Source organism: Trichocoleus sp. FACHB-40, from assembly GCF_014695915.1.
Lineage (GTDB): Bacteria > Cyanobacteriota > Cyanobacteriia > Cyanobacteriales > FACHB-T130 > Funiculus > Funiculus sociatus.
The window spans coordinates 33,442-51,849 of the sequence record NZ_JACJPF010000039.1 but is presented as its reverse complement, the minus strand read 5'-3'; the positions used below and the strand labels follow the sequence as shown (position 1 = coordinate 51,849).

Annotated in this window: 20 protein-coding genes; 11 read left to right on the top strand and 9 right to left on the bottom strand. The window is 44.9% G+C overall.

All coding sequences use genetic code 11. The features are described 5' to 3' along the window. Nucleotides 1-22: 22 nt before the first annotated feature. Nucleotides 23-382 carry a LuxR C-terminal-related transcriptional regulator gene (locus H6F63_RS06405; RefSeq protein WP_190635837.1) on the bottom strand — a complete coding sequence of 120 codons (360 nt, stop codon included), beginning with the start codon at nucleotides 380-382 and terminating at the stop codon, nucleotides 23-25. 356 nt (nucleotides 383-738) lie between these two features. Here H6F63_RS06405 and H6F63_RS06400 point away from each other — a divergent pair, with 356 nt between their 5' ends. From H6F63_RS06400 to H6F63_RS06385, 4 genes are all read left to right on the top strand, one after another. Then, the gene (locus H6F63_RS06400) at nucleotides 739-1,215 is read left to right on the top strand and encodes a CRR6 family NdhI maturation factor (RefSeq protein WP_190635835.1); all 477 of its coding nucleotides are present in this window, start codon (nucleotides 739-741) and stop codon (nucleotides 1,213-1,215) included. Nucleotides 1,216-1,354: 139 nt separating this feature from the next. Beyond that, entirely contained in the window at nucleotides 1,355-2,080 is a 726-nt protein-coding gene (locus tag H6F63_RS06395; RefSeq protein WP_190635833.1) for a pyridoxine 5'-phosphate synthase, read from the top strand. A gap of 158 nt (nucleotides 2,081-2,238) precedes the next feature. Further along, complete coding sequence (locus H6F63_RS06390) at nucleotides 2,239-2,568, top strand: MgPME-cyclase complex family protein (RefSeq protein WP_190442184.1); 330 nt, start codon at nucleotides 2,239-2,241, stop codon at nucleotides 2,566-2,568. A gap of 195 nt (nucleotides 2,569-2,763) precedes the next feature. Beyond that, the gene (locus H6F63_RS06385; RefSeq protein WP_190442176.1) at nucleotides 2,764-3,366 is read left to right on the top strand and encodes a hypothetical protein; all 603 of its coding nucleotides are present in this window, start codon (nucleotides 2,764-2,766) and stop codon (nucleotides 3,364-3,366) included. 66 nt (nucleotides 3,367-3,432) lie between these two features. On the opposite strand, the gene H6F63_RS06380 is transcribed toward H6F63_RS06385, so the two are convergent. From H6F63_RS06380 to folD, 3 genes are all read right to left on the bottom strand, one after another. Further along, nucleotides 3,433-3,888: a divergent PAP2 family protein gene (locus H6F63_RS06380; protein ID WP_190442174.1), complete on the bottom strand. Its 456-nt coding sequence runs from the start codon at nucleotides 3,886-3,888 to the stop codon at nucleotides 3,433-3,435. 91 nt (nucleotides 3,889-3,979) lie between these two features. Then, on the bottom strand, nucleotides 3,980-4,909 hold the full coding sequence (gene crtE / locus H6F63_RS06375; protein WP_190442172.1) for a geranylgeranyl diphosphate synthase CrtE: 930 nt from the start codon (nucleotides 4,907-4,909) through the stop codon (nucleotides 3,980-3,982). A 203-nt stretch (nucleotides 4,910-5,112) separates the two neighbouring features. Continuing rightward, nucleotides 5,113-5,985: a bifunctional methylenetetrahydrofolate dehydrogenase/methenyltetrahydrofolate cyclohydrolase FolD gene (gene folD, locus H6F63_RS06370; protein WP_190635831.1), complete on the bottom strand. Its 873-nt coding sequence runs from the start codon at nucleotides 5,983-5,985 to the stop codon at nucleotides 5,113-5,115. A gap of 142 nt (nucleotides 5,986-6,127) precedes the next feature. On the opposite strand from folD, the gene H6F63_RS06365 reads away from it, so the two are divergent. The 3 genes from H6F63_RS06365 (at nucleotide 6,128) to H6F63_RS06355 (ending at nucleotide 8,257) form a co-directional block, all read left to right on the top strand. Beyond that, a complete protein-coding gene (locus H6F63_RS06365; RefSeq protein ID WP_199297774.1) occupies nucleotides 6,128-6,601 on the top strand; it encodes a hypothetical protein in 474 nt (157 codons plus the stop codon). Then, nucleotides 6,591-7,034 carry an NUDIX hydrolase gene (locus H6F63_RS06360; RefSeq protein ID WP_190635828.1) on the top strand — a complete coding sequence of 148 codons (444 nt, stop codon included), beginning with the start codon at nucleotides 6,591-6,593 and terminating at the stop codon, nucleotides 7,032-7,034. The genes H6F63_RS06365 and H6F63_RS06360 overlap by 11 nt, the downstream gene beginning before the upstream one ends. 98 nt (nucleotides 7,035-7,132) lie before the next feature. Beyond that, entirely contained in the window at nucleotides 7,133-8,257 is a 1,125-nt protein-coding gene (locus H6F63_RS06355; protein ID WP_190635892.1) for an AI-2E family transporter, read from the top strand. 82 nt (nucleotides 8,258-8,339) lie between these two features. Here the strand turns inward: H6F63_RS06355 and H6F63_RS06350 are convergent, their stop codons facing one another. Both H6F63_RS06350 and H6F63_RS29900 read right to left on the bottom strand, forming a co-directional pair. Then, nucleotides 8,340-8,816, bottom strand: coding sequence for a hypothetical protein (locus tag H6F63_RS06350; protein ID WP_190635827.1), 477 nt, complete (start codon nucleotides 8,814-8,816; stop codon nucleotides 8,340-8,342). A 5-nt stretch (nucleotides 8,817-8,821) separates the two neighbouring features. Beyond that, a complete protein-coding gene (locus H6F63_RS29900; protein ID WP_190635825.1) occupies nucleotides 8,822-9,145 on the bottom strand; it encodes a polymorphic toxin type 24 domain-containing protein in 324 nt (107 codons plus the stop codon). A gap of 439 nt (nucleotides 9,146-9,584) precedes the next feature. On the opposite strand from H6F63_RS29900, the gene mutS reads away from it, so the two are divergent. Together mutS and H6F63_RS06335 are read left to right on the top strand one after the other, a co-directional pair. Continuing rightward, entirely contained in the window at nucleotides 9,585-12,194 is a 2,610-nt protein-coding gene (gene mutS, locus H6F63_RS06340) for a DNA mismatch repair protein MutS (RefSeq protein ID WP_190635823.1), read from the top strand. 367 nt (nucleotides 12,195-12,561) lie between these two features. Continuing rightward, entirely contained in the window at nucleotides 12,562-13,017 is a 456-nt protein-coding gene (locus H6F63_RS06335) for a hypothetical protein (protein ID WP_190635821.1), read from the top strand. A gap of 47 nt (nucleotides 13,018-13,064) precedes the next feature. Here the strand turns inward: H6F63_RS06335 and H6F63_RS29895 are convergent, their stop codons facing one another. Beyond that, nucleotides 13,065-14,888, bottom strand: coding sequence for a family 10 glycosylhydrolase (locus tag H6F63_RS29895; RefSeq protein ID WP_190635820.1), 1,824 nt, complete (start codon nucleotides 14,886-14,888; stop codon nucleotides 13,065-13,067). Nucleotides 14,889-14,957: 69 nt separating this feature from the next. Between H6F63_RS29895 and H6F63_RS06325 the strand changes: the two genes are divergently transcribed. Further along, nucleotides 14,958-15,134 (top strand): hypothetical protein, encoded by a 177-nt coding sequence (locus H6F63_RS06325; protein WP_190635818.1) that lies wholly within the window; start codon nucleotides 14,958-14,960, stop codon nucleotides 15,132-15,134. Between the two features lie 529 nt (nucleotides 15,135-15,663). Next, the gene (locus H6F63_RS06320) at nucleotides 15,664-16,161 is read left to right on the top strand and encodes a hypothetical protein (protein ID WP_190635815.1); all 498 of its coding nucleotides are present in this window, start codon (nucleotides 15,664-15,666) and stop codon (nucleotides 16,159-16,161) included. A gap of 165 nt (nucleotides 16,162-16,326) precedes the next feature. Here the strand turns inward: H6F63_RS06320 and H6F63_RS06315 are convergent, their stop codons facing one another. Beyond that, nucleotides 16,327-17,463, bottom strand: a complete 1,137-nt coding sequence (locus H6F63_RS06315; protein ID WP_190635813.1) for a mechanosensitive ion channel domain-containing protein — start codon at nucleotides 17,461-17,463, stop codon at nucleotides 16,327-16,329. Then, entirely contained in the window at nucleotides 17,438-18,403 is a 966-nt protein-coding gene (locus H6F63_RS06310; RefSeq protein ID WP_190635811.1) for a mechanosensitive ion channel domain-containing protein, read from the bottom strand. The genes H6F63_RS06315 and H6F63_RS06310 overlap by 26 nt, the downstream gene beginning before the upstream one ends. Between the last annotated feature and the right edge of the window lie 5 nt (nucleotides 18,404-18,408).

Here is an 18,408-nt window from a genome sequence, read left to right as displayed (position 1 = left end):
GAATACTCAGGCGATTTTATTCTTAGAGCAAATTTTTTTCTATAAGCCGCGCAATCATAGCTGTTCTAGAAGTTACACCTAGTTTGCTAAAAATTCGCCGCAAATAAGTAGCGACAGTCCAATGGGTGATGCCAAGCTGGTTCCCAATGCACTTGTTAGGTAGACCCTGTGCCACCAAACGCGCGATCGCCACTTCACGCGGGCTTAAAGTAATCTGATTGCTAAAATTAGGGTTGCATCTTACCACATAATAGCGTATTCCGTCAACATCTGACTCAAATATTACCTCATTCACCGTCTGCTCAGATTTTTGAAGCACTTTCGATGGAGAAGAACCATCTACTTGCTCTACGAGGTGTTTCAGCATTTCTTGCGGAATCATTACCTATCCTCGTCTTATACTTAGTTTTTATTTAACAGTTAAAATTCGTGAATTTACGCAACTTATCGGGAATAAAGGCAAAATATGTATGTATTCTTCATAAAATTTAGGGAAAATACTAGATTGCTAACACTTTATTGCTACACTGAACCGAAAGCAGATTTCGGAGCTTGGCTGATATTGTAGTAACCAAGCTGGGCGTTAATAAAAAAAGTAACTGTTAACACACTTCTAACAGCGGCGATAACAAAAAGCTAACAGGTGAGAGCGTAACGATGCTGTAACAATGGAGGGAGAAGCCAGCGCTAGATAGCGCTGTTGTCAGTATTTGGAATGTCTCACCCAAACATGGTTAAATGACGACGACAATCGCGCTAAATTCTAACATCATTCACGGTTTGGATCTGTCGCCAGTGCAAACAGTAATCGAAAAGCTGTTGCAAGAAGAGGCGATCGCATCTGGGGAACAGCAGCTGCTTTTTGACATCGACTACCCCCGCGAACCGGAAGATCCACGAGAACTTTCAGAAATCCCAGAAGTGCGACTTTGGTTTCTTCGCCTGGATAGTCGCTATCCCTGGATACCGTTTCTGCTGGATTGGAAATCTGGCGAATTTGCCCGCTATGCCGCCATGCTGATACCACACCAGTTCCATCGTACAGAAGGGATTCAGTACAACCCAGAAGCCCTAGAGATTTTTGTGATGCAAAAAATCTTTGTTTTGTCCGATTGGATGCAGCAGATGGGAATACCCAGCCAATCGCGGCTGAAGTCAATGGCTAAAATGCTGGGTTACGAGTTGGATGATGCTTTTTTTGAACTGGTGCGCTAAATCAGTATGGGAGAAGCAATTCGTGGCGAGAATTTGTGGCGAAGCCATAAGGTTTTTTGCACGAATGCTTCTCCCCTAGCCACAAACGACTTCTGATAATATGAATTGCGGAAGACTCTGACAGGGAGGGGTTCTTTTCTTGCCTACACTTGGCGTGAATATCGATCATATTGCCACCATTCGGCAGGCACGGCGGACAGTAGAACCAGATCCCGTAGCAGCTGCGGTGCTGGCGGAACTGGGTGGTGCTGATGGCATTACCGTGCATCTGCGCGAAGATCGACGGCACATCCAAGACCGGGATGTGCGATTATTGCGGCAGACAGTGCGGACTCATTTGAATTTGGAGTGCGCCCCTACGTCGGAAATGGTAGCGATCGCTCTCGACATCAAACCTGATTATGTCACCCTCGTTCCCGAAAAACGGGAAGAAGTAACGACCGAAGGCGGATTAGATGTCGCATCCTCAATCGACAAGATAGGCGAGATAGTGACAAGCTTGCAAAATGCTTTAATTCCTGTCAGCCTATTTATCGATGCCGAAAAAGCCCAAATCGAGGCAGCTGCAACGATGAAGGCAAAGTTTATCGAACTGCACACGGGTTGCTACGCTGAGGCGAAAGATGAAGCCAGTAGGGAGAAGGAATTAGCCGCCTTAGCCAAAGGATGCGAAATTGCGATCGCAGCTGGCATTCGAGTCAACGCGGGACACGGACTCACCTACTGGAACGTTTATCCCGTAGCTTGCCTTGAGGGTATGGAAGAACTCAATATAGGTCATACCATCATCAGTCGCGCAGCGCTCGTCGGTATGGAACGAGCAGTGCGAGAGATGAAACAAGCAATTCGAGGGGCTGGGGGCTAGAGGCTGGGGACTAGGGGCTAGGGACTAGGGACTAGGGACTAGGTAAGACTTTTTCCCAATCCCCAATCCCCAATCCCCAATCCCCAATCCCCAATCCCCAATCCCCAATCCCCAATCCCCAATCCCCAATCCCCAATCCCCAATCCCCATCAATAAAAATGCAAACTTACTACTACGTTTTGGCAAGTCAACGCTTTTTACTAGAAGAAGAACCCTTTGACGAAGTGTTGAAAGAGCGCATCCGCAACTACAAGGAACAAGAAAAAGAAATTGATTTTTGGTTAGTTAAACAACCTGCATTTCTGGAGGCACCAGAAATGGCAACAATCAAAGCTAAGTGTCCCCAACCTGCCGCTGCTGTGATTTCTACAAATTCCCAATTTATTACCTGGTTAAAGCTGCGGTTAGAGTTTGTACTTGCTGGGGAATTTCAAGCACCCAACGAGTCTATTCCCGATCCGTTGGCTTCCCTTTCACCAGTGTCCTGAATTGAAGGGACTGGAGGCTAAGGGCTAGGGACTAGGGACTGGGTAAGAATTCCAGCCTAATGCGATCGCTTCCTCACCAATCTCTAGTAACAAAGAAAAAGCAAAAAGTGAATAAAAAGAGAAAAAAGCTCATCCATGAAAAAACATTTCTTTTGCATGAAAGCCTTTTTCTTTTTACCTTGTGCCAGCTAAATCATGAAAAAAATATTTCTTTTACCTCTTGCCTTTTGCTTTTTGCCTTTAAAAATTGCATCGGCTCAATCGCCCTCTCCAACTTGCCAGCCGCCGCGACAGGGCGAGTATTTGGTGTTGGTGAACCAGACAAGCACAAGTCAAGAACAAATTCAACGCACCTTGCCCCCAAATATCAATACTTCAACGTGTAGATATTTTGAAGACATGATGACGCGCATTGGTGGTTTCAAAACCCTTGATGATGCCAATAGTTGGGCGCGATATGTTAATGAAATTGTGGGTTTGTCTGCCTTTGTTCTGCGACCGCCAGAGATACCGTTAAATCCGAACCTACCAACATATAGACCACAAGCTTTAGGTTCTGGTTATGCGGTGTTGGTAGATTACTTCAATAAACCGGAAGTAGCTACGCAAATGCGGCAAGTGTTGGGAAACAGTGTGGGCTTAGTTTCTTATGGGCAACGTCCCTACTTATTGGCAGTTTATACAAATAGCCCTCAAGAGGCGAGTTCGACATTGCAGAAACTAAGCGATCGCGGTTTTTTAACAATGCTTGTAGATAGTCGCCGAGTTACGCTACTCAAGTCAGTTGTTAGTCAGTAGTTTGTTGGCGTTGGGAAGTTGGAGAGTTAAAAGGTTTTAATAACTTTCCAATTCCCTAACAACTGACTAATAAGCAGGCCCAGCTATACAGGAGACGGCGATACCTAATGCTGAACCAACAATCACCTGAAACGGTGTATGTCCTAACAACTCCTTGAGTCGGTCTTCGTTAAATTTAGGGTGTTCTTGGAAGAGTTCGTCGATGATTTGGTTAAGAATACGAGCTTGCTTACCCGCAGCTTGACGGACACCTGCGGCATCATACATGACGATGACCGCAAAAATCGTGGCGAGAGCAAATTCAGTGCTAGCCCATCCCAGCGTTTGCCCAATTCCGGTAGCCAAGGCTGTTACTAATGCTGAATGAGCGCTAGGCATTCCACCAGTGGTTACTAAGACGCGCACATTTACCTTGCCATGTTGGACTAATTCAACGATTATCTTGGATGCTTGAGCGATTAAACAAGCCAGGGTAGCAACCACTAGCACATGGTTTTCTAGGATATGGGCAAAGTCCTGCATTGTGTTTTGCGTTGGGTAGGAAAGATTGGCATAGGAAGGATTGAGTTTACCGATGAAGGATGAAGAGAATTTGATTCATCCTTCATTTTTGTTAGTGAGTGCGAGTAGTAATAAAATCTGCGATCGCTATCAGAGGTTCGGCTTTTTTCCCAAAAGGTGCTAATTCGTCCTTGGCAGCTTTAACCAGTTGTTTAGCTCTACTGGCAGATTCCTCAATTCCCCAAAGGCTAGGATAAGTTGCTTTTTGTGCCTGGAGGTCTTTCCCGGCAGTTTTTCCCAACTCCTCCTGAGTCGCCGTGATATCCAAAATGTCATCCACAATCTGAAACGCCAGCCCAATATTCTGAGCATAGCGAGACAATCTTTGCAAGTCCTCCGACTCGGCTCCCGCCAAAATCGCTCCACAAACCACACAAGCTTCTAAAAGCGCACCTGTTTTGTGGGTATGAATGAAATTAAGCGTTTCCTCTTGAATATCCGGCTTTCCCTCTGATTCCAAGTCAACAACTTGACCGCCAACTAAGCCAGCAGCGCCAACGGCTTTGCCTAAACGGGAAATTACCTGTAACAGCCGCTGGGCGGGTACATTATCGCTCTGGGAGGCAATAAATTCAAAGGCATAAGCTAACAATCCATCCCCTGCCAGAATAGCGATATCCTCACCATATACTTTATGGTTTGTCAGTTTTCCCCGACGATAGTCGTCATTATCCATCGCGGGTAAGTCATCGTGAATCAATGACATGGTGTGGATCATTTCCAGGGCGCAGGCAGTAGGCATCGCCATTTCTACAGTACCTCCTGCCAGTTCGCAGGTGGCAAGGCAAAGAATTGGACGCAGGCGCTTTCCTCCCGCCAAAAGCGAGTAGCGCATTGCCTCATAAATCTGCGTTGGATACGTGACAGGCAGGGAACTGTCTAGAGCGGCTTCGACAAAGCCCTGCCGCTCGCTCAGGTAAGCCGATAGGTCAAAAGCCGGGGCTTCCCCTTTTGGGGCATGAAGGTCATCCGTCGCAACCATCCCTTGATTCCTTGAGTGCTGGTATCTTTTCCGTAATTATTCTACGGGGCTTTGGGACACAAAGAGTTAAGAGTTATGAGTTGGGAGGTGGGATTCAATACTTCCAGGGATAAGACAAACCTAATGATTCCGTCTTCTGGTTGGAAAGAGGTATCCCTGAAAGTATTGAGTTGGGATTAGCTCAGCACTAGAACCGAAGCACTTTATTGCCGCTGACTGTAGCTCCAGACTGTATTTTGCAACAGCATGGCGACGGTCATCGCGCCAACACCGCCGGGAACTGGGGTGATAAACTGGGCGACTCTTTGAACAGAATCAAAGTCAACATCTCCCACCAAGCGAGATTTCCCAGCATCGTTGGTGACGCGATTGATGCCAACATCTATCACGACAGCACCGGGTTTGACCATCTCGGCGGTAATTAATCCTGGCCGTCCCACTGCTGCCACTAGAATATCAGCATTGCGGGTAATGGTTGGGAGATCGTGCGATCGCGAATGGGCGATGGTTACAGTGGCATCCGCTTCCAAGAGCATCATAGCCAAAGGCTTCCCTACTAGGATGCTGCGCCCCACCACCACAGCCTGTTTCCCCTTTACATCAATCTGGTATTCTTGCAACAGCCGCATCACCCCTGCTGGCGTACAACTGCGTAAACCCGGTTCAGAACGCACCAGTCGTCCCAGATTTAGTGGGTGCAGTCCATCAGCGTCTTTATCTGGATTAATTTGGTGCAGTAGCCCCACAGCATCTAGATGATCCGGTAGCGGCAGCTGAACTAAAATGCCATCAACTCGGTCATCTTGATTCAGGGCTTGGATTACTTTTTCTAGTTCTGAAAAGCTGGTTTCAGTAGGGAAATGCTGCCCATAGGAGGCGATACCCACTTTGGCGCAAGCACGCTCTTTATTCTGCACATAAGCAGCACTGGCTGGATTGTCACCAACCATCAGCACTGCTAATCCCGGAGCGCGTCCCACAGTCGGCTGTATTTGCTGAATTTGCTGTTGTAGTTGCGTGTAAATTTGTTCGGCTAGAGCTTTACCATCTAGCAACTGGGCAGTTTTGGCATCCATTGAGGTTCGGTGAGAAATCTATGTAGTATTTGCGGATGAAATTGTAATACGGTTACTGCGTCCTCTACGATAGTTTCCCAGATTTCAATCTACAAGATGCGAAATGATTGAGGATGTGTGTTAAACCTATTTGGCACTTAGCATGGAAAAGACGTTACTCAAGAGCATGGAGATGATGCCATTAAAAACAAGGGTATTGCAATTAACCACGGCTACGCTGCTGTTGGGGGGATTGTTTAGCTGTGGTAAATTACCTCAGTCAGGATTCGGTATATTTAGTAACCGCGTCCCTGTCACCAAAATCGGCGATATCCAGCAAAACCAGCAGGGTGACTCAACGGTTTACCTGCAAGGTAAGGTGGGATCTCCAGCTCCAATGTTAGGAAGCGGTGCTTACGAGTTGCAAGATACAACTGGGAAAATTTGGGTTTTAAGTAGCGAAATGCTCCCGGTGGAGGGGGATGAAGTTTTAATTCAGGGTAAAGTGCAGTATCAAAGCATTCCCGTAGCTGGGAAAGATTTAGGAGAAGTTTACCTTCAGCAGCTTCAACAGCTAGAACGGACACCAGCGAAGAAAGGATCGCCTATATTACCAGAAGGGAGCTATGAACAATAAGCCAGCCGAGGTAGCGATCGCTATCTTATATCGCCAAAACAAGTTTCTCCTGCAACTGCGCGACAACATCCCCAATATTCTCTACCCCGGACACTGGGGATTTTTTGGTGGACATATGGAACCTGGAGAAACCCCGGAAGAAGCATTAAAACGGGAATTACTCGAAGAAATCTCCTATGTTCCGCCTAACCCCACCTTGTTTGACTACTATCCCGACGACTACGCTGTTCGCCACGTTTTTTATGCACCACTAGAGGTAGAGCTTGACCAGTTGGTGTTAGGAGAAGGTTGGGATATGGATTTATTAACACCTGAAGAAATTCGCCTGGGCGAACGTTACTCTGAAAAAGCAAACCAAGTCCGACCTTTAGGGACTCCTCACAAAAAAATTTTACTGGATTTTATTGAGAAGTTTCCCAACTTAACCTATTAGCCGGCTTTTAATTTTTTGCTAATGGCTAATGCCTGTTCAACAATTAGAAATTAGCAATCCTTCAATTAGCAATGACAAAAGTTCCGAAAGTTACGATGATGCAATCACAAAACAAATTTCCGCGATGGGTTGTATTAGGATTGGCATTTCCCCTCGCTGTTCTTAATGGTTGGCTATTGCTCCTAGTTTTGAAGTATCTTCAACCATTAGTAAGCGTTTTGGTTGCCGCCCTGCTGCTGGCTTTTGTTTTGGACTATCCAATTCAATTTTTACAAAAACGGGGAGTAAAAAGAAACACCGCCGTTGTTGTAGTTTCTTTGCTCGCTGCGGTAATTTTAGTAGGTTTGGGTATAACCTTAGTGCCGCTGATTCTGCAACAGCTAAATGAACTGGCTAACATTTTACCTAGTTGGATTGATTCTGGTAGACAACAACTTCAAACTTTCCAAAATTGGGCTTTGGAACAACAATTGCCGATTAATTTAAGCGGGTTAGTTACTCAACTGACAGACCGATTATCTAACCAACTTCAAAGCATAACAGGTAGAGTTGTTAATTTTGCTTTTGATACTATTGGTAGTGTCTTTAATGTGCTGCTTACCGTAGTATTAACTTTTTACCTGATATTAAACGGAGAGCGCCTTTGGGACGGAGTTTTTAAATGGTTTCCTCCTAGCTTTGGAGTGCAAGTGCGACAATCCCTCCGGGAAGATTTCCACAATTATTTCATCGGTCAGGTGACATTAGCAACTATAGTGGGATCTGCTTTAACACTAGCATTTGTAGCTTTAAAAGTGCCTTTAGGACTACTTTTTGGCATTATCATTGGATTTTTTGCTCTTTTCCCTTTCGGTACTGGAATAGGTATCGCTATAGTTAGTCTTTTGGTAGCCTTACAAAACTTTTGGCTAGGCGTAGAAGTTTTAGCTGTAGCCTTTGCTATCGACCAAATAAATGCTAATTTTGTTGCTCCCCGCATTTTGGGTAATTTAACAGGTTTAAATCCGGTTTGGGTAGTTATTTCTTTGCTACTAGGCGGTAAGTTAGGAGGGTTACTGGGCGTTTTGACGGCGGTACCATTAGCGAGTTTTATCAAGAGTACCGCCGATAACTTACGCGATGCAAAATTTGACAATTTAGATGCTATTGAGTCCGAATCTACCTCTCTAAATACCCCTCCTGTAATAGCACCTAAAAGCTTAGCTGGGGATGCGGGGAATTGATAGCGATCGCATCCATCAAAAGATTCCATTCTTTAACATTGAGAGTGTTAAAGACAAACTTAAAAAATCACACTGTAATCGGCTACGGTTGGCTTATGAAAGGTTGATAAAAAGTTACTACAACAGTGGATTCATCCTGATTACAAATCATTTGAAACCGTCGGTGGGGATAAAGCAATTTCAAACGGGTTTCCCACATCTGGGTTAGAGATTGCCCCAAATACAATAAGTTTTCAATACCTACTTTCTCAGCCCCTTGCAAAATGTCATCAATGTGCTGATGGTTCATCACGCGCTCAATCGAAGCGATGTCATTCCCTAGTTCTGTTTTCCACTGTTCGTATACTTGGGTATTGAAGGCTTCAAACAAAAAGATACCGTTTTCATGTTCTACAAAATCTGGCCAAAATAGTTTTGTAAAAGCTATGGCTAATTCGACTCTAGAGACCCTGGAAAGATAGTCCCACAGGGAAAATTCATCGCCATTTGCTTGTTTCCAACGCTGGAAGTTCTTCAGATGGTCTGTATTTGGATTTAATGATATTTTTTCGGTGAGCATAGTCTTTAAGGTATCTCGTCCGGTGTAGCTGGTCGAGCTGTTTTCTCAGGGTACGGGTAAATTTTCCCGGCGGGGCTTTTGTTGTGTCTGTATTCAACGACGTGAGGTGTAGCTATACCCGCATGAGCTTTTCCCGTCACGTCTACTCGCTTAATTGCACGTCCGTTATTATCGTAGACAATATAGCTGGTGATGTTGCTACCATCCATGCGATATAATATCTCTCTCGCACTTGCTCCGTCGAGCCGGAAATTGCCGCTAACTTGCGTTCCGCTGGTTATGAGGTTGCTAGCTGGAATACCAATCGTCCAGTCAACTGGTTTAGACACCTAAAGATCCTAGCTTTAGTTGAAGATTGTATCATTGTGTTTTGGCTGGATTGAAGCAAGACAGCAACGCTTAATTCTGCTTATATTAGCCCTGATAAGATACTCTGTAAGAGCAAGGCGATCGTGTCTACTTTGTTACATTAAAATTAGCGATCGCGCTCAGAACTAACTCAACAATCAAACTTCATCGGAATTAATTCCCCTTTGGCGCAACTGTCCTGCTAATTGCTCTGAACGTTCCTCACGAGCCAGCAACAAAGTATGATTCGCCAAGCCAGCCGCTATTTTAGCGTTTTTTGTCGGAATTTCAGGAGATTAGGCACTAATGACGGCGCGATGATTTGGCGGTTCGCTGAGCTATGTAAACAAACTGCAAGCAACTGCAATCAACTCTTTGCGGTAAAGTCTATAAAGGTTCAAGCATATCGTCAGCGTCTGTATGAGTTACTCTGCGTCTACCCCGACCGATCCCGATCAACCTAAAATCCGTAATGCTGACACGAAAGAGGTAGATCGAAGCAAGCTGAGTAAGATGTATCAGCACTATGTGGAAATCAAGGATAAGTATCCTCATGCGCTGTTGCTGTATCGGGTGGGAGATTTTTTTGAAACTTTTTTTCAAGATGCGATCGCAGTCTCAAGAGAATTAGAACTGGTACTTACCAGCAAGCAAGCGGGAGAAATTGGTAGAGTCCCCATGACTGGCGTACCACACCATGCTTGGGAACGCTACACTACTCAACTGGTGGAAAAAGGGTATGCGGTGGTTATCTGCGATCAAGTAGAAGACTCCGCTGATACCGATCCCGGAAAGCTGGTGAAGCGGGAAGTAACGCGAGTTATTACCCCAGGTACGTTGCTGGAAGAGGGGATGCTAAATGCTCGTCGCAATAATTACCTAGCAGCGATAGTAATTGCGGGAAATCACTGGGGTTTGGCTTATGCAGATATTTCCACAGGAGAATTTGTAACTACTCAGTCGAGTGAATTGGAGCATTTAACACAGGAATTGATGCGTTTGCAGCCGTCAGAAGTGCTGATTCCTACTAATGCGCCGGATTTGGGGAGTTTACTGCGACCTGGGGAGAAATCCGAGCATTTACCGGAATATTTACCGCCGTCGTTTTGTTATGCGTTGCGATCGCAAATTCCTTTTAGTTCCGGTGAAGCTAGACATAGATTGTTGCAACGGTTTAAAGTGCGGAGTCTTGAAGGTTTGGGTTGCGAACATCTCCCCCTAGCCGTCCGCGCTGCTGGTGGTTTGCTGGAATACCTAGAAGACACGCAAAAAGAAAACCTCGTACCTCTCCAGTTTCTCCGCACCTACACCCTCACCGATTATCTGATTCTCGACCACCAAAGTCGCCGCAACCTGGAAATTACGCAAACGGTGCGGGATGGAACCTTTCACGGTTCTTTGTTGTGGGCGTTGGATAAAACTAGCACGGCGATGGGTGGACGTGCTTTGCGGCGATGGTTGCTACAACCTCTGTTAGATATTAAAGGCATTCGGGCGCGACAAGATACGATCCAAGAATTATTTGAAAATAGCTTTCTCCGCCAAGATTTGCGGCAGCTGTTGCGGCAAATTTATGATATAGAACGCTTGACAGGACGCGCTGGTTCTGGTACAGCTAGTGCTAGAGATTTGGTGGCTTTGGCTGATTCTTTGGCAAAATTGCCGGATTTATCCGAATTGGTGGCTGATACTTCCTCTCCCTTTCTGAGAGCCTTACAGAAGGTGCCGCAGGAATTGGAACATCTGGCAAACAGACTCAGCGCTCACTTGGTAGAATCGCCTCCTATACATATCAAGGAAGGCGGTTTGATTCGCCCCGGAGTTAATGCCCAGTTGGATGAAATGCGAAGCCTTGCGGTAGAGGATCAGCAATGGGTGGCGAATTTGGAGGTGACACAGAAAGCTCGGACTGGGATTTCTACGCTGAAGGTGGGCTTTAATAAGACTTTTGGCTATTACATCAGTATTTCCCGCACGAAAGCTGACCAAGTTCCGGATAATTACATTCGCAAGCAAACTCTGACGAATGAGGAACGCTACATTACTCCGGAGCTGAAGGAGCGAGAGGCGCGGATTCTGACGGCGCGGGATGATTTAAATCGCCTGGAATATGAGATTTTCGCTTCTTTAAGGGAAGAGGTGGGGCAATACGCGGAACAAATTCGCACTATTTCTCGTGCTGTGGCGGCGGCTGATGTGTTGTGCGGTTTGGCTGAGGTGGCGGTTTATCAGGGTTATTGCTGTCCTCAGATGGTGGAAGGTCGGGAAATTCGGATTATTGATGGTCGTCATCCCGTGGTTGAGCAGTCTTTGCCTTCGGGGTTTTTTGTGCCAAATTCGACGGGGTTGGGGAGAAGGGAGGATACGAACTCCAGAGGCGCAGAGGACGCAGAGGAGGAAAGACCGGATTTAGTGATTTTAACGGGGCCGAATGCGAGTGGGAAGAGTTGTTATTTGCGTCAGGTAGGTTTGATTCAGTTGATGGCGCAGACTGGGAGTTTTGTGCCTGCGAAGTCGGCTATTTTGGGAATATGCGATCGCATTTTTACTCGTGTTGGTGCGGTGGACGATCTGGCGACGGGTCAATCTACTTTTATGGTAGAGATGAATGAGACGGCGAATATTCTCAATCATGCTACTGCAAAGTCTCTGGTTCTTCTGGATGAAATTGGCCGGGGAACGGCTACCTTTGACGGTCTTTCGATTGCTTGGGCGGTGGCTGAATATTTAGCAAGTGAAATTCAATCGCGGACAATTTTTGCTACCCACTATCACGAACTTAATGAGTTGGCTTCGATTTTGCTGAATGTTGCTAATTATCAGGTGACGGTGAAGGAGTTACCTGACCAAATTATCTTTTTACACCAAGTTCAGCCGGGAGGCGCTGACAGGTCGTATGGCATTGAGGCAGGGCGTTTGGCGGGTTTGCCAGCACCCGTGATTCAACGCGCCAAGCAGGTGATGAGCCAAATTGAAAAGCACAGCAAAATTGCGATTGGACTTCGTAAACGCGGACAGTTTGAAGAATAAGAGCAAGTTGAATAGTAAGTGAAAAATACCGTTTTTAAAAACCAGTTTTTTTATAAAGCTGGTTTTTAAAATTTTGGAACTCCGGGCATACTTAATTATAATTACCTAACTTAAGTACAAAACTCAGTATTTATAAGTAATTAATGAAGTTACAGTAAAACCAGAAAAATTGCGGAACTAGACGCCTTAGTTTTGTAGTCTAATATTGAAATACCGCTCCAAAGCCCAGAGAAAAGCTTTTTACAAGCACATTAAAACTCAACTCAAGATAAAAGTTTTAAGTGTTTCCGGAGCCTGTAAGCATCGGGTTGCAAATTCTACCAATTAGTACCCTTTGTAATCCAGCACCAACTTAGCTTCCCTTGCTATGGAACAAATTACCACCTCTGGCTCGACCGCCGGGAATATCGAGCAAAAGACTAACCAGTTTAGTTTAATTATCCAGACTTTGGTGTTGACGGGTATCTTGTCGTTGACGGCTAGGCTGACGCTCCCCACTACCAAAGTTGCTCTTTCCAAATCTCCCCTACCTCAGCATAGTTTATTAAAATCAGTTACTAATGCGGTTTTGCAAGACGTTTCCCAGGATTCAGGCTTGCCTGTGTCTAAGTTTCGCATTGTCGCAACCGAACAACAAACTTGGTCGGATGATTGTCTGGGTGTCAATAGCTTAGGCATTCTTTGCAGCGAGATGAGAGTTCCAGGCTGGCAAGTAACTGTGGCAAGTGGACAAACACGCTGGGTTTACCGCACAAATGCTTCTGGATCTGTGGTGAAGCTGGCTCAGGGTGTCGATTCACTTGTTCAAAAAAGTGCAAAGTAAATAGTGTTTCTCGTTCCTAGTCAGAGACTGGGAACGAGAGTTTAATTTTATGGCTTTCCACCCGCCACAATATTCGGTCTTTCTAAGTCAGAGGGAAAGATGGCTTTCAAGGCATTCTGTCTGATTTCTGGCTTTTCTGGCGCATTATTCCACAAGGTTTCATAGAAGAAGAACGACATCCCCGCAAACCCTCTCTGACGGACGGCTGCGACTTGATTTTGAACCTGTGCCAGTCCAATAGGTCTGGGTTTTACCCCGCTTAAAATGCCGATGCCAACGGGAATGTGACGCTTGGCTGCTTTGACTTCTGGACGCTCTAATTCTTCAATAAAACGACCGAGGTCATCTCGATAAACTTGGATAATCAGTTCCTCAATTAACCCTTGTCGTTCCCAGGTTTGCCAGTCTGCTAAAAAGAAATTGTAGGAGAACTCTTGAGGGTTGGGAGAGACGGAAACCAAGACGTTTTTTTTGCGGTCTTTGACGGCTTGAAATACCTGCTTTAGATAGGCGGTAATTTTGTTAGCCCGCCACCTGATCCAGGCTGGATCTTGAGCATTCGCGGGGGGAGATTTGCCGCCGTTTTCTTTTTTGTAAAGTTCGACAGTAAAGGGATCATATCCGAACTCAGCAGGAAAGCCGAAATGGTCGTCAAATTGAATGCCGTCAACATCATAGTTGCTAACAATTTCAACAACTAAATCTTGGATAAATTTCTGCACTTCTGGGCGAAAAGGATTCAACCAAACTCGATTGTGTGTCCCTTCTTTCCAAATTTGGGAACCGTCACGGCGTTTGAGAATCCAATCTGGGTGGCGTTTGGCAAGTTCGGAGTCAGCAGGTGCCATGAAGCCAAATTCAAACCAGGGAATAACTGCCATGCCTTTTTGATGTCCCTGGTCTACAATTTCTTTGAGGATGTCTCGCCCTTGGAGTCGCGGTTCTGGATCGAGCGATCGCCCAATCTCTTTTTGCGCCACTGCACTCGGATAAAGTGTATAACCCCAGTTCCAAACTGTAGGATACAGGGTGTTAAAGTTCAACTCGTCGAGGCGTTGGATAGCGTTGGCGAGGCGCGTTTTTTCAAATAGCACATCGCTGTCTATATTAGTCAACCACACGCCCCGGATCTCTTTTGACTGCGCTATTGGGGGTGTTCCAACTTTGGCAATGTATTGAGAAGGAACTAATTGGGCCGTTCCCGCCGCCTGACACAAGAAAGCTGCCACATCTGCACGGGTAGCTGGTTGGTTGGAATTAAGTCGCTTGACATCTGGGTAGTTGACAACAAGTTGTTTTTCTGTAGCAGCTGCGATCGCGCGTTTTGCATAATCAGGAATGGTTGCAGCATCGCTAAATGCCCCATTCAACGTGTTAGCCACAGGTGAGGAGGGCGAATATTTCAAGCCAGACGAGAGAGAAACTAAAGCTTGCGATCGCGGGATTTTTTCACTCGGCTTGAACACCCCACCGGGATAACCGGAGAGAAACCCAGTTTTATAAGCTTTGGCGATCGCATTTTTAGCCCAATAGTTCGCGGGAACATCAGCAAATGGCACCGCATTTCTGACATCAGCTGTATCGGGGAAAGCCTTACCAACCATCGCCGCAAACTCAGCCCTTGTCACAGGCGCACTCGGCTTAAAGCTGCCATCCGGGTATCCACTGATAATCTGCTTTTGTGCCAGCTGTTCTATACACGGTTGCGTCCATCCTTGCACATCAGAAAATTTCGCCTGTGCAAATGCGGGATGTATCATTAGCACCACACCAAAGCTAAAGGCAACCAGGAAGATTAACCAAGCCTGATGACCAAAAGCGCGGCTAAACAAAACCAACCCGTCTGCTAGGCTCGTAAAACGGCTTTTCATAGAGTATTTGAACATCTATCTAAATATGGATATGCAAGAATTAACGAAAGTGTAACTCCCTCTTCGGGAATGACTTGGATATCTCGGTATAAGTTGCTTTCTGGGCAAGTACACCAACCTTGGAAGAATTGGGAGGGGGTGGTTTTGGCATCACCTATCTTGCCAGAGATGCTTTCCAGACACCGCGTTCTCATCAAGACTCTGAATGATACAGTGCAACGACACCCAGATTTCGGCAAATTTTAGCAAGATTTCAGAAATAAGCTGCGGCTTGTCGTTTAGGGACAAGCCGCAGCTCGCTTCTGTGCGTTGCCCTATGTTCTGGAGAGTTGGGAGTGATTTTTTTTTGGTACCTCAACCATAGGCATAGCCTTCCCTCAGCCCACAGAAGTAGCGCGTTGTGGTAGGGTAGCTGCCGCCTCCTTGACCGGTGAATTACGTAATTCCCCAGCAATTTTGTTAAGGTTTCATAAAATTTTTTTTTTCGTCGGGAAAAGCAAAGTGCCGACGTGTAGTAGCTATCAGGGTTTATTGGACGTGGAGTATCCCGGTTAAATTATTGGTATAGATGACAACATTCACAAAGTAGAGGCGATTCCATGTTAGCTTACTGTCATCGCTGCCTTAAGTGAGCGAGATCACCCGAAAGTAAGATAGCTGTCACTGCCGAAATCGCGGTGAAATTACCGACTTACCAAAAAATCACCCGATGTAAGGAAGTAAAGCAAAACCCTTTGATAGAAAAATGGTATTGAAACTCGACTTGGTGTTCCCTATGACAGACCTATACGACTCGGAAAATGTTATCTGTTACAACAAAAGATCGCTCACCAAACTTGTGAAGGCGATCGCCCTCTCTCAAGGAGATTTTTCTTTAATATTGGTTTCCTGTAACAATCCAGAGTTGCAGGAGCAAGTTATGGAACGACTGCGAGAAATCTCAGAAGTAGAAATTCAAGAAATCGTTTTATACCCCTCGGTAAGAAGGCTTTATACAACTATAGAGGCAACAATTGAGGAGCACCAGCAGCCACAAGCTTTAATGGTCTATGGTTTAGACTCCGTGGTGGAGATTAATGAATTACTAACTGCGACGAACCACGTCCGGAATGAGTTCCGCAAACGATTTACTTTTCCTCTAGTGTTGTGGGTGAGCGACGACATACTCTTAAAGGTGGCGCGGCTAGCACCCGATTTTAAAAGCTGGGCTACTAAAATTCGATTTGAGGTTCCTAAAAGCCACTCAATAGAGAGGACAGCTATCAGCGCTTGACTGAAGGAGCCATAGCGAGTGAAATGTTTCTTTTGTTCGTTATGTTTTAGTTGCCTACAGCCCGTATTAAATCGCCGTAACACTGGCTAATGGGTGGGCATTGCTCACCCTAGTTGTTCAAGTTGGGATTTTGCTCCCGGCGCAGAAGTTTTTGGGACTACAAAATTAAATAGTTACTGGGGATTCCACATAAATTGTGGGTTCCTGCATTTTAAAATCTATTCCATACGTTATTAGTTCCTTAGAAATTTTCTCATTTGCTAATTCTAGTAAATGCTTCCGCAGTTGAATTGAGTTTTCACTCGAACCCAGGATAAAGAACGTTACTCTTGCTCTAGTTGTTTGCTTTTCGGAATTACTCGCTAACGTAATATTGGTACTACCTGGATCGATCCCAAACACAGAATTTGTACTTTCACTGATGACTTGCTCTACCAGTGCCTTTTCGCTATCTTCCAACAATCGGAAAAAGTCAAGGTTTAGCAAAACCATCACTTTTTTACCCATTGTCACATTCTCTATTTCCAGATTTGCTAATGTGGAATTTGGCACGATATATAAGGTACTTTTAGCCGCAGTGCGAATCTTGGTGGAACGCAAACCAATCGACTCTACCCTACCAAATAACCCTCCGGGTACGTTGCCAACCGAAGGTAAACGAATATAATCTCCAGGGACAAAAGGGCGATCTAAATACAACACAATTGTACCCAAAAGCTGTTCCAAGGTTTTTTGGGCAGCAAAAGCTACCGCTAACCCGCCAATCCCCAAACTTGTCATCAAGCCAATCAAATTAAATTGCTGGCTTTGGGCAAAAGCCAAAATAGAAATGAACCCAATTACAACATTTACTATAGCCTCAATTACTAAAATCAGTTCATCAAAATCCCGCGCAAACTTGCCGAGTAAATCAATTCCATAAGCTCGGATAAATTGCCGAAATAGGCGCGATAATAACCAGGCGACGCTAACAATTACAGCTAAATCTAAAAAAGGCTTGATTAACTGGTATAAAAATTTATATTCTTCCACCCATGTTAGAGAGAAAGAAATAAGAATTAACGTTCCAGCTATTTTAAACTGATTTTTTATTGGCTCAATTAGATTGTCATAAATAATTGTTACTCGCTGAGGTGAAAAGCGACGCAGGATTAATTTGGCAATGCCGGGAGTATATCTTCCCAGCAGCAGAGATAAGAGAACAAACAGCAAGAAGATGACTGGCTTGGAAATATCGATCTGAAAAACCTGTTTACTGATCTCGGCAAAATTAAGATTAGATAGTAATGGGTGAATCCACATAAATTGTTGGGTCTTCAATGTCGAAGGCAATATCGTAATATTTTAATTTTTCTGTAATATTTTCAGTAGCAATATCGAATAGTTGCCGCCGCAATCCCATTGATACATCGCTAGAACCCAGGATAAAGAAAGCAATCTGAGCTTGCGTTTTTAGCTCATTTGCACTATTTAATTCTCTAAAATTGACATCTGTGTTCCGGGAGTCTATCCCAAAAATATCGCTGGTACTATTCAGAATCACTTGCCGAATTAAGGCTTGTTCTTCTTTTTCGATTGTCCGATGAAAGTTTAAGTATACAAGAGCCATTACTTTTTTGGCTCCGGTAAAGTTTTCAATATTAACTTGAGTCAGCGAACTATTGGGTACTATTATCAATGTTCCTTTGCCAGAGGTGCGAATTTTAGTAGAACGCAAGCCAATTGACTCAACTCTGCCAAAGATGCCATCTGGTAAGCCAATGTAATCATCGACAACAAAGGGACGATCTAAATAAATGACAATACCGCCTAATATTTGTTCCAAGGTTTTTTGGGCAGCAAAAGCAACTGCTAATCCGCCAATTCCTAAAGAAGCTACTAAACCAAAAATATTGATTTTATGAGTTTCCGAAAATATGACTATAGTAAAAAAGATTATGCTTAAGTTCGCTAGTAGTTTAACTAGAAGAAGTATTTCACTGTTGACCTTACGCCCGCTGTTGATGGCAGCATCTAAAAGATAAATATCAAAAATCTGCTTGAACAGCCGTGAAGCTAACCAACTAGCTGCGATCGCTAGTGATAAACTGATTGGGAGTTCTATTAAATTCGACTGAGGAAATCCTGGGATTAAGTGTATGGTAGTGTCGAGGGTAGCTAATCCAATGACACCTACCAATAAACCCTCGTAAGGCTTAACGACTTTTTGATAAGCTGCAACTTGGGGAGAAATTAACTGCATTGGCA